Origin of the sequence: Actinoallomurus iriomotensis, assembly GCF_030269445.1 — a bacterium.
Taxonomy (GTDB): domain Bacteria; phylum Actinomycetota; class Actinomycetes; order Streptosporangiales; family Streptosporangiaceae; genus Actinoallomurus; species Actinoallomurus iriomotensis.
Genome location: NZ_BSTJ01000009.1, coordinates 181,469 through 192,584, shown reverse-complemented (window position 1 = coordinate 192,584; position 11,116 = coordinate 181,469). Strand labels below are relative to the sequence as shown.

The following is an 11,116-nucleotide window of genomic DNA, read 5'->3' as shown; positions in this document are numbered from 1 at the left end:
CACGGCGGTGCCCCCGAACTGAGGTGGGACGCACCGCCGTGGCTCGGCGGACATGCCCTCAGACAAGGGCGGACTCGGGCGCGCGGACGGGTTGCTCCTCCATGGCCGGCTCGATGGCCAGGTGCGGCAGGCGGCGGTCCAGCCAGCGGGGCAGCCACCAGTTGGCCTGGCCGCACAGGTGCATCACGGCCGGTACGAGCACCGTTCGCAGGATGAAGGCGTCCAGCGCCACGCCGGCGGCCAGCCCGATGCCGAACTCGGCGATGCTGCGCTGGCCCATGAACACGAATGCGGTGAACACCGCGATCATGATCGCCGCCGCAGCGGTGATCACCCGTGCGGTGTCGGTCTGGCCGGCGAGCACCGACCGGGTGTTGTCACGGGTGTGCGACCATTCCTCGGCCATTCTGCTGACGAGGAATACCTGGTAGTCCATGGACAGGCCGAACAGGACCGCCAGCACCAGCTCGGGCAGGTAGCCCTCGACCGGGCTGGCGGAGCCGAGGCCGAAGACGCTGGTTCCCCAGCCCCACTGGAAGAACGCGGTGAGTACGCCGAACGAGGCCGCCGCCGCCAGCAGGTTCAGCACCGCTGTGAGCGCGGGGATGAGCAGGCTGCGGAAGGCGAGTACCAGTAGCAGAAAGCTGAATCCCACGATGGTGGCGAGGAACCAGGGCAGCTTGGCGCTTGTCACCGAGGCGAAGTCGTCGAGCGTGGCCGTCAGGCCGCCGACGTAGACCCGCAGCGTGGTGCCGTGCGTGTAACGCGGTATGACCGTGCTGCGCAGGTGGGTGATCAGGGAAGAGGTGGCCGGCGTTTCGGGCGCTGTGGTGGGGAGGACCTGGGTCACCTCGACCGCCGGCCCGGCACCTGGTCTGGTCTGCGCGGGGCCTGTCTGCACGGCGGCCACCCCCGGCACGGCGGTGAGTGCGTGTTGGAGCTGCTCCAGCGCGGCGCGGTCGGCTGCGGAGTGGGGCTGGGCGACCACGAGCAGCGGGCCGTTGAAGCCCGGTCCGAACCCCTTGGCGAGCATTCCGTAGGACTTGTGGGTGTGAGTTGATGTGGGGTCGTTGGATGCGTCGTCAAAGCCCAGCCGCAGGTGTAGCACGGGTGCGGACACCACGACCATCACTGCGAGTCCCGCGGCGGCGAGCACGGCGGGGAAGCGGGGCACGGTGCGAGACCACCGCGCCCATATGCCGCTGCCGCTCTCGGCGTGGTCCGGTCCGACAGTCCGCGACCTGCGGCGTTGCCGGCGGCTCAGTACGCGAAGGCCGAGCACCCCGAACAGCGCGGGCAGCAGCGTGACGGCCGCGACCACGGTGCATACCACCGTGATGGCCGCCGGGACGGCAAGCCCGTCGATGAACGACAGGTCGAGGGTGAGCAGGCCGAGCAGGGCGATGCACACCGTGCCGCCGGCGAACAGGACCGCGCGGCCGGAGGTGTTGAGCGCTTGTACGGCCGACTGCTGGGGGTCCAGTCCGGACTGCAGCGCGCGACGGTACCTGGTCACGATGAACAGGGCGTAGTCGACCCCGACGCCAAGGCCGATCAGCGCGCCGAGGATCGGCGCGATGCCGTTCACCGACATCAGGTGGCTGAGCGGTGCCATGAGCATCAGGCCCATGCTCACCCCGACCACCGCGGTCACGATCGGCAGCGCCATCGCAAGCAGCGACCCGAAGGCGATGAGCAGGATGACCGCGGCCGCGCCGATGCCGATCGCCGACATGGTCGATGGCGGCGCCTGCTCGGTGTTCGAGATGGCCTTGCCTCCGAGCTCGACCGCGAGGCCCGGCTCGTGGGCGGCGGTCGCCGTCGCGATCACCCGTTTGATGTCGGCGTGGTCCAGGTCGTCTGCCGCCTTGGTGAAGTTCACCGTGGCGTACGCGGTGCGCCCGTCCGCACTCACCTGGACCTTGCCGCCGGGCGAGTAGGGGCTGGCTACCGAGGCCACCTCAGGCAGGTGCGACACCCGCGCGAGCATCGCCGACATCCGCTGCTCGATGGCGGGATCGGTGACGCTGCCACGGCTCGTCCGCCAGACGATCTGGTCGGCATCGCCCGCCTGAGCCGGCGCTGACCTCTGCAGCAGCTTCTGGGCGCTGCCCGAGCCCGTTCCCGGCAATGTGAGTGAGTTGTCGTACGTCGTCTTCACCGCCTGCGACATCACCGCCAGGCCGATGAGCAGCCCTATCCAGACAATGATCACGACGAAGCGGTGCTGGTAGCACCAGCGTGCAAGAGCCGACATGACTCTCCGTCCTTTTGGTTTCGCGCCTCAGTGTCGGAGTCTCAGCCGCCCCGGTCGTCGGCCGGCCGCGGCGATCAGCGAAGGGGTGACCGCGCCATCCGGTGCGGTTCGCGGCTTCGCCTACTGCGTTGGCAGTAGTCCGGTCGAAACCGCTGCACTACCGGGGAAGCCCGCGACCCCGTCCGCGATCACGTCGCACGGCAGCGGTGCGGCGTTTCCCCATGGCGGTACTCCGGTGCGGATGCTCGGGAATCGTCCTTGCGGAGAGGCAGCGGGTCACTGTTGGGGACGTGGCGCGCGGGCCAGGCCGGTCTGGTAGGCGAGCACGACGAGTTGTGCGCGGTCGCGTGCGCCGAGCTTGGTCATGGCGTGGTTGGCGTGGGTCTTGACGGTGAGCGGGCTGAGCGTGAGCTGGCGAGCGATGTCCGTGTTGGACATGCCGTCGGCGATCAGGGCCGTCACCTCGCGTTCCCGGTTGGTGAGGGTGGCGAGCAGCGGCGAGGGGCGGACCGGCTCGCTGTCGTGCGGCTTGAGGAACCTGGCGATGAGGCTTCGGGTGGCGGATGGGGAAAGCAGCGCGTCGCCACGGGCGACCGTCCGGATCGCGTCGATCAAGGCCGCTGGGCGTGCGCCCTTGCCGAGGAAGCCGCTGGCGCCTGACCGCAGTGCCTCGAAGATGTACTCGTCGACCTCGAACGTCGTCAGGATCAGCACCCGTACCCCGGCGAGGCCGTCGTCAGCGGCGATCCGCCGGGTCGCGGCCAGCCCGTCAAGGCCCGGCATCCGGATGTCCATCAAGACGACATCGGCGCGTGCCCGGCGGGCGGCCCGGATCGCGTCGTGGCCGGTGGCCGCCTCACCCACCACCGTCAGCCCCGGCGCACGGTTGATCACCAGCCGCAGGCCCTCGCGGACGAGGTCCTGGTCGTCGGCGAGGACCACGCGGACCGGCGCCGTCGCGGCGGACGCCGACGAAGCGGGCGAGGAGGGCGCTGTCCCGGTCACGAGCCCTCGGTCCCGGCCGCTCGCAGCGGAAGCTCGGCGAAGACCCGGTAGCCCCCCGCGGGTCTCGGGCCCGCCGACAGCCGTCCGCCCAGGGCGGCCACCCGCTCCCGCATGCCCACGATGCCGTGCCCTCCGGGCGTGCGCGGGCCGCCCCCGGTGACCGGCTCGCCCTCGTCCTCGACCGCCAGGCTGAGCGTTCCTGGTGCGTACCCGAGCCATACCACGGCGGTGTCGCAGCCGGCATGTTTGCGGGTATTGGTCAGCGACTCCTGGATGACCCGGTAGGCGGTCAGCTCCACCGCCTCGGGCAACGGTCTGGCCCGGCCCGTCACCTCACAAATGACTCGCAGTCCCGCACCGGCGAACGAGCAGATCAGCTCCCCGAGCCGGTCAAGGCCCGGCACCGGCTCCGCCGGCTCGGCCGGCTCGGCCGGCTCAGGCGCGCCGAGCTCGCGCAGCAGCCCGACGGTCAGCCGTAGCTCCTCCAGGGCTTCCTCACTGGCCCGCTGGATGTGCGCGACCGACGCTCTGGCCTGCGACCGGTCCTCGTCGTCGAGCAGGCAGGCCAGCGCGCCGGCCTGCACACTGATCAAAGCGACATGGTGCCCGACGGCGTCGTGCAACTCCCGCGCGATCCGCAGCCGCTCCTCGGCGACACGGCGGTTCGCCTCATCCTCCCTGGCCTGCTCGGCGCGCCTGGCGCGCTCCTCGACCTCGGCGACGTAGGCACGGTGGCTACGGGCGGCGCTGCCGGTCGTCACTGACAGGGCCGCCCACAGCAGGATGACGAACCCCGTGATGCCGGGTCTGGTGATGAGGGAGGTGGTCAGCAGCGCCGCCTTGACGGTGACGCCGACGACGAGCGCTCGGAACGCGCTGGCGTCGAGCGCGACCCGGTACAGCGCGCAGAAGAGCGCCGGCAAGGTCAGCGGGTAGGCCATCCCGTCGGCCATGAGCAACACCGATCCGATGGCGGCGACCGCCACGGCGCCGAGCGGGAACCGTCGGCGCACCACCAGGGTCATGTAGACCACGCCGGTCACCAGCCAGCTCAGCGGCTGGTGGGTACCCAGCGCATGCTGGACGCCTGCGGGGATCGTCGCCACCGTGAACAGGACCATCGACGTGACCGCCGAAAGCAGCAGCAGTTGCCGCCCGGTCATCAGCCTGCTCCAGGAAGTCGCGGCCGCGGTCAGCATGAATCCGTTCCCGCCGGCCAGCGCTTTTTGACGGCATGCAGCAGCGTCACGCCGAACCACGGGCCGCCGTACCAGTACCCCGGCCCGAGCCCGCGCAGCGTGCCCTGGCCGATATGTGCGGCGTACTTCCTGGCCATGGGCCACACGTCGGCGATGAGCAGTCGCCCGCCCGGGCGCAGCACCCGCATCGCCTCGTCCACCGCTCGGTACCGGCCCTCGGCCGAGCGGATGTTGTGGATCGCCAGCGCGCTCGTCACGACATCGAACGAGCCGTCCGCGAACGGCAACGCGGTCATGTCGGCGGTGTGCACTTCCACACGGTCGGCGACGCCGGCCGCGGCGGCGTTGGCGAGTGCGGCTTCGGGGCCGTTGCCGCTCTGATCCCTCGACCACAGGTCCGCCCCGACGGCGCGTCCCGCCGGCAGCCGCCTGGCCGCCTCGATCAGCACCGCGCCGCGGCCGCAGCCCAGGTCCAGCAGTTGCTCGTCGCCCTTCAGGCCCGCCCGGTCCAGTTCCCGCTCCCAGATGCGCAGCTTGCCGCGCAGCGTGGTGTGCACGTAGACACCAGCGGATGTGAGCAGTCCCGCCCCCGCGGCCGCCGTCGTGATCCGGTCCCGCCGCCACCGGACGGCGGCCAGGCAGCACACCACCCCGGCGACACCGCTGACAGCCGGGACCGCCGGCGCGTCAAGACCGTACCGAGGCCGCCGAGGAGAAGGCCACGGGTAGCCATTGAAGTTCTTGGACACGCTCGCAGTGTGACGAGCGCGGCTGCCTGGAGTCTTGAAGAAATGTTCCCGCCCGTACCGGGAGGCGTGGATGGAGCCGGTGGGCGAGTGCCCGCGATTCGAGACCGCCATCGGTGGTCACGGCTGGGAGTACGAGCCCTAGCAGATCTTTTCGTTCCGCCGAAGCATGTCCACGCTGCGCCGGTTCCTCGAAGGTACGGATCAGATACTCCGGAGAACGGGCTGCTCTTTGTCGAATCAGTGCTGTGCGTCGACGAGCCGCGACACAAGGGCGATGAATTGGCGCCGCTGAGCGGGCGTCAGAGGGGCGAGGAACTCCTCCTGGATGCCGTCGATGACCTTGTCGAGCTCGAGTAGCCGTTCGACGCCCGCCGGAGTGATCGTGACGATCTTCCGGCGCTTGTGCTCGGGGTCGACCGAGCGCTCGACCAGGGTGCGCGACTCGAGTTCGGTCAGGGCGGCGGTCACGTCGCTGCGGTCGATCGCGGTCTTCCGGCCGAGCTCGGCCTGACTCGCCGGGCCCCATTCCTCCAGCGCGGCGAGGAGCCGGTAGTGGTAGCTGCGCAGTCCGTCGCCATGGGTCTCGAAACCGGCGCCGAGTAGCCCGGATGAGCGTAGGTAGGCCCGACTGACCAGCCAGGTCGCGCGTCCTTCGAGACGGCTCGGAGTGCGGCCGGTGTCGTGGCGGGGCATGAGCATGCGTCAAGGATAGCCGTTGTTGGTCAGGCCAACACTGTGTATGTTGGTACGACCAACACTTAATTCGGTGCGCTTCCTGGTGTTCGCGACCGCGAACGCCCACGAAGACGAAGACCCCAACACGGGACGCGGGGCCTGGCTCGATCCAGGTCAGCCGCAGCCCGTGGCTGATTCCGAACCCACCGTTGAGGAGATCTCGCAGTGAACAGGTCACCGAAGAACATGGCGGAACGCGTTCTCGTCGTCGGCCGCAGCCCCAGTGTGCTCCTCGCCACCGTCGACCTTCTGCGCGCCAGGGGCCACTCCGCGGACGCGACGAACCAGTTCGACCACGTCCTCGAGGACTACGACGTCACCGATCTCGACGTCCTGGTCTTCGGGGGCATGGTCCCCGCCGAGACGAAGCAGCGGCTGCGCGAGGGCATCCTCGAACGCAACCCGCACGTGACGTTCGTCCAGGGGCTCGCCGGCATCCCCGGTCTCCTCGCCGCCCAGGTGCGAGCCGCCACCTCGGACGGCGCGCCCGACGGCGGCGAGGTCGTCTACGACGCCGCCCAGCGCTCGCTGCGGCTCACGCTCGACGATTCCGCCCCCGTCACGGTCGAGGCCTGGTGGGGCACGTCCTTCGTGCCCCCGGAACCCAAGAGCGCGTCGATGTACGTGTTCGACGACCGGCTCGACGCGGGGACCCACATCATTCCGCTTCCAGACCAGGTGCCGCCCGAAGCGTCCTTCGCCGGCGCCACCGTCGGCTCGGTCACCCGCGTGTTCGCCGTCGGCCCCATGCCTGCCGCCGTCACGCGGCTGGCGCCGACCTCGGCCACCGACGATCGGCTTCCCCAGGTCGCCCGGGTCGCGACGAACAGCGATGACCGGTAACGCAAGCACGGTGGGCACTCGGCGCTCGTCCGGGCTCACAGACACCGACGCGCGCCAAGAATCGGGGCGCCCAACCACCACACCGGCGCACCGGATCACTGATCGCCTTCGATCACTGACGAAATGAGGAAATACCCCATGTCATTTCTTTCTCGATTCGCGCGAGCGAGCGCGGTCGCCGCGCGCACCTCGCTCGCGCCACTCGCGGCTGCCGTCGCGCTGTCGGTCGGCCTGATGGCGGCGTCGTTCGACGCGACCCCGGCATCGGCCGAGACTCACACGGACGCGGCGAAGTACTACGGCATATGGAACTACGACCAGCCGGATGCCGCGACGCTGAACAACGTCGCGGTGCTGGAGTGTCCCGATGGCAGCGGCCAATGCGACGCGCAACTGCCGCTGCCGTTGCGACTGCCGCAGGTCGGGTGGGTGGTGTTCTCACCAGGCCCTAACGGGACGATCAACGGGCACACCGATGGGGGCTGCACCTGGAACTTCACCGTCCATCCCTCCGGGTTGGAGCTGTCGTCGACCACCCAGCAGTGCTTCAATCCGACGGTCGGCTCCGTGGGCAACATCACCAGATGGTCGGTCCAGGTGCATGGCAACCGGGAGACCGAGCAGATCATGGCGGTCAGCCATCAGCCCAACGGCGTGGACCTTATCGTCCCGATGCCTTCCGGGTCCCGCACCAAGGTCGTCCACGGCCAGGACAACGGCGAGTTCGTCAAACGGTTCCTCGGCGACTACCGCTACGACCCCGCGGACATGCAGACCCTGACCAATATCGTGACCACCGACAAAGGCACGGCCTATCCAGAACAGGGCACGGTCCGCTTCACCGCCGCACACACCGCTCACGGCCGGATCATCGCGCACACACCCGACGGCTGCTACTGGACGATGAACGTGCGCGGCGACACCGCCGAACTCGATCCGGCCACGCAGACCTGCCACACCGCCACCGGCGACAGGTCACTGCACTACTGGGCGCTGGTCACCGACGACGGTCACCACATCAACAGCTTCTCCGCCGGCTCCACCACCGCACCGGGCCAACCACCAACCAACACCTTCACCTACGTCGGTGCGCTGACCAGGCCCGTGAACAACTAGGGCCTGTCCGGTTAACGGCTGAACGACCGCTCAGGGCCAGGACGCGGGCAACCGGATGGGCGCCGCCCTGCGGGGCGAGGGATGACAACTGCAAGGGGGCCGTCCAGGCCCAGAAACGATCAAGGGCCTTCCTCGGCGTGTCCGCGGGGAAGGCCCTGATCAGTGAGCGGAGGCTCGGGGATTTGAACCCCGGATGGGCGGTAAACCCAAACCGCATTAGCAGTGCGGCGCCATAGACCGGACTAGGCGAAGCCTCCTGGTAGCCCTCAGGCCGCACACAGGTTACCGGTCAACCAGCCCTCCCGGCAAAGTGGGGGCTCATCCCTGCTGTCTCGTCCCTCATCGCCCGGAACATTAACCTCATTTCGCGCGTCCCACCATGTACCAGGCTTTACAGACGAACCGGACCGGGGGTGGCATGGAGCGGGCGAGCGACGACGCCTTGGCAGGGCTGTCGACCGACGAGCGGGTCAGGGCGTGTCTCGCGATGGTTTCCGATGGCACCACGGCCTCGCACGACGACATCCAGGGGCTCAGCGGCGATCTCATCCGGCAGGTCGACGACGATCAGCCGGCACCGCTGCCGTTCGCCTACCGGTGTTTTCTCGAGCATGCGGGCGCCGGGGCGGGGCGGTTCCTCCAGGGATGTGACGTCTTCCACCCCGACGTGCTGGGGCTGCGGCGGGCGGCCGATGAGCTTCTGGCCGGAAGAGGCCTCACGCTCACCGACGCCGACCGTGTCATCCTCATGCACCAGGGCGTCCAGTTCGACTTCCTCCGCGGCGACGGCGAAGACCCCGAGGTCTGGTCCTACTGCGAGGATGACACCGCTCCCGCGCTCAGGCACGCGCGGTTCACCGACTGGCTGTTCGCCAACGTCCGGGAGCAGACCCACGCCTGGGCCCACCTGGCGCACTGGCCGAAGATCTCCTGACAAGATCGGTCAGGAGTCGGCCCGTACGACCTCCAGGCCGCCGTCCGCGTACATCTGGCGCAGTGTCTTCTTGGAGAACTTTCCCACCGAGGTCTTGGGCACCTCGGTGATGAAGGTCCACCGCTCCGGCAGCTGCCACTTCGGCACGCGCGCGGCCAGGAACTCTCGCAGGTCCGCGGCGGTCACCTCCGCGCCCGGGCGCAGGACGACCGAGGCCAGCGGGCGTTCCTGCCAGCGAGGATCCGGGACGCCGACGACCGCGGCCTCGATCACGTCCGGGTGGGCCATGAGGTGGTTCTCCAGTTCCACCGAGGAGATCCACTCGCCGCCGGACTTGATGACGTCCTTGGCCCGGTCGGTCAGGGTCAGGTAGCCGTCGGAGGAGACCATGCCGACGTCGCCCGTGCGCAGCCAGCCCTCGTTGAACTTCGAGGAGTCCTCGTCCTTGTAGTACGCCGCGGTCACCCACGCGCCGCGTACCTCGATCTCGCCGACGGTGGCGCCGTCGGCGGGCAGTACGCGGTCGCCGTCGCCGACCACGCGGGCCTCCAGACCGCTCATGACGCGTCCCTGGCTCGCGCGGTACGGCCACGGGTCGGCGACGCCGGGCGGCGGGTGGGCGACCGAGGCGAGCGGTGACGTCTCGGTCATCCCCCATGCCTGCACGATGTGGACGCCGCGTTCCTCGAACGAGCGCATCAGCGACTCCGGCACGGCCGAGCCGCCGCACACCACCAGGCGCAGCGCGCTCAGGTCCGACTCGTGCTCGCGAGCGTGGCGGAACAGGTCGTTCCAGATCGTCGGTACGGCGCCGGAGACGGTCGGGCGTTCGTCCTCGATGAGACGTGCGAGCGGCTCCGCCTGCAGGAACCGGTCGGGCATCACCAGTGACGCGCCGGCCATGAGCGCGGCGTACGGCAGCCCCCACGCGTTGGCGTGGAACATCGGGACCACGGGCAGCACGCGGTCCGCGGCGGACAGCGCGAAGGCGTTGCCGGTGCAGGCCGCCATCGAGTGCAGGTACGCCGAGCGGTGCGAGTAGACGACGCCCTTGGGGTTGCCCGTGGTGCCGCTCGTGTAGCACATCGCCGCGGCCTGGCGTTCGTCGATCTCGGGCCAGTCGTACGTGTCGGACGCCGCGGCCAGGAGTTCCTCGTACGAGTGCAGCGTCTTGCCCGAGGAGGCCAGTGCGGACAGGTCGGCGTCGCCGATGACGACGACGTGCCGTACGGTCGCCATCTTCGGCAGCACCGGGGCGAGCAGCGGCACCAGCGAACCACTGACGATGACGACCTCGTCTTCGGCGTGGTCGGCGATGTAGACGAGCTGGTCGGCGGACAGGCGGACGTTGAGGGTGTGCATGACGGCGCCCATCGAGGGGATCGCCAGGTACGCCTCGAGGTGCTCCGTGGTGTTCCACTGGAAGGTCGCGACGCGCTGGTCGGCGTCGATGCCCAGGTCGCGCAGGGCGTTCGCCAGCCGCGCCGCGCGCCGGCCCAGTTCGGCGTACGAGGTGCGGCGCACCCCGTCACCCGTGAAGGTGGCGACCTCACTGTGGCCGAAGACCTCGGTGCCGTATCGCCGGATCGAGGAGATGGTCAGCGGATAGTCCTGCATCGTGCTCCACACGGCGGCCTCCACGCTCGAGGGTGGTGAATCGGATTTTGTCCCGAGCGTGGGCGGTTGTCAGCACCTCACGATCATTCAAGCGAGGAGAGTTCGCCGGCGGCCTCGTCGCGGAGCTTGGCCATGGCGCGAGAGACGGTGCTCTTGACCGTGCCGACGCTGACGCCGAGGGCCTCGGCGATCTCGGTCTCGGTCAGGTCCTCGTAGTAGCGCAGGACGACGGCGGCACGCTGGCGGGCGGGCAGCCGGTCGAGGATCCGGTCGAGGCCGTCGCGGAGTTCGCTGCGGCGCGTGTGGTCGGCGATCGGAGTGTCGGGCAGCTCGTCGGTGGGGTACTCCTCGAGCTTCCTGCGCCGCCACCACGAGATGTTGATGTTCACCATCGTGCGGCGCACATAACCGTCCAGTGCGCCGCGGTCGTTGATCCGTTCCCAGGCGAGGTAGGTCTTGGTCAGCGCGGACTGGAGCAGATCTTCGGCGTCGGCCCGGTCGGCGGTCAGCAACATGGCCGCACGCAGCAACGTCGGCCGCCGCGCGGCCACGAAGTCATGGAACTCGTCCTGCGGTAGTGCGCCCACGTGACCGTCCGGAAGGCTGGGGAGTGCTGTTGCCACCAGGCCTGACGATCGCATGAAGACCGTAATTATGGATC

The 11,116-nt window shown here is 69.4% G+C and carries 11 protein-coding genes and 1 tRNA gene; 4 read left to right on the top strand and 8 right to left on the bottom strand.

Annotated elements, in window-relative coordinates:
* Positions 1-58: 58 nt before the first annotated feature.
* From QSK37_RS33275 to QSK37_RS33255, 5 genes are all read right to left on the bottom strand, one after another.
* On the bottom strand, positions 59-2,257 hold the full coding sequence (locus tag QSK37_RS33275; protein WP_285629233.1) for an MMPL family transporter: 2,199 nt from the start codon (positions 2,255-2,257) through the stop codon (positions 59-61).
* Positions 2,258-2,533: 276 nt separating this feature from the next.
* On the bottom strand, positions 2,534-3,262 hold the full coding sequence (locus tag QSK37_RS33270; protein WP_285629231.1) for a response regulator transcription factor: 729 nt from the start codon (positions 3,260-3,262) through the stop codon (positions 2,534-2,536).
* Complete coding sequence (locus QSK37_RS33265; RefSeq protein ID WP_285629229.1) at positions 3,259-4,461, bottom strand: sensor histidine kinase; 1,203 nt, start codon at positions 4,459-4,461, stop codon at positions 3,259-3,261. The genes QSK37_RS33270 and QSK37_RS33265 overlap by 4 nt, the downstream gene beginning before the upstream one ends.
* The gene (locus QSK37_RS33260) at positions 4,455-5,210 is read right to left on the bottom strand and encodes a class I SAM-dependent methyltransferase (protein WP_285629227.1); all 756 of its coding nucleotides are present in this window, start codon (positions 5,208-5,210) and stop codon (positions 4,455-4,457) included. Before QSK37_RS33260 ends, QSK37_RS33265 begins: the two co-directional genes overlap by 7 nt.
* Before the next feature lie 237 nt (positions 5,211-5,447).
* Positions 5,448-5,909, bottom strand: a complete 462-nt coding sequence (locus QSK37_RS33255) for a MarR family winged helix-turn-helix transcriptional regulator (protein ID WP_285629225.1) — start codon at positions 5,907-5,909, stop codon at positions 5,448-5,450.
* 67 nt (positions 5,910-5,976) lie between these two features.
* Here QSK37_RS33255 and QSK37_RS33250 point away from each other — a divergent pair, with 67 nt between their 5' ends.
* The 3 genes from QSK37_RS33250 (at position 5,977) to QSK37_RS33240 (ending at position 7,904) form a co-directional block, all read left to right on the top strand.
* Positions 5,977-6,114 (top strand): hypothetical protein, encoded by a 138-nt coding sequence (locus tag QSK37_RS33250; protein ID WP_285629223.1) that lies wholly within the window; start codon positions 5,977-5,979, stop codon positions 6,112-6,114.
* Positions 6,111-6,788, top strand: coding sequence for a hypothetical protein (locus QSK37_RS33245; protein WP_285629221.1), 678 nt, complete (start codon positions 6,111-6,113; stop codon positions 6,786-6,788). The genes QSK37_RS33250 and QSK37_RS33245 overlap by 4 nt, the downstream gene beginning before the upstream one ends.
* A 234-nt stretch (positions 6,789-7,022) precedes the next feature.
* Positions 7,023-7,904, top strand: a complete 882-nt coding sequence (locus QSK37_RS33240) for a hypothetical protein (protein WP_285629219.1) — start codon at positions 7,023-7,025, stop codon at positions 7,902-7,904.
* A 167-nt stretch (positions 7,905-8,071) separates the two neighbouring features.
* Here the strand turns inward: QSK37_RS33240 and QSK37_RS33235 are convergent.
* Positions 8,072-8,161 (bottom strand) — tRNA-Ser (locus tag QSK37_RS33235).
* Between the two features lie 161 nt (positions 8,162-8,322).
* Between QSK37_RS33235 and QSK37_RS33230 the strand changes: the two genes are divergently transcribed.
* Entirely contained in the window at positions 8,323-8,838 is a 516-nt protein-coding gene (locus tag QSK37_RS33230; RefSeq protein ID WP_285629216.1) for an SMI1/KNR4 family protein, read from the top strand.
* Positions 8,839-8,847: 9 nt separating this feature from the next.
* Here the strand turns inward: QSK37_RS33230 and QSK37_RS33225 are convergent, their stop codons facing one another.
* On the bottom strand, positions 8,848-10,467 hold the full coding sequence (locus tag QSK37_RS33225; protein WP_285629214.1) for a fatty acid--CoA ligase: 1,620 nt from the start codon (positions 10,465-10,467) through the stop codon (positions 8,848-8,850).
* Between the two features lie 71 nt (positions 10,468-10,538).
* Positions 10,539-11,078 (bottom strand): SigE family RNA polymerase sigma factor, encoded by a 540-nt coding sequence (locus QSK37_RS33220; protein WP_285629212.1) that lies wholly within the window; start codon positions 11,076-11,078, stop codon positions 10,539-10,541.
* Between the last annotated feature and the right edge of the window lie 38 nt (positions 11,079-11,116).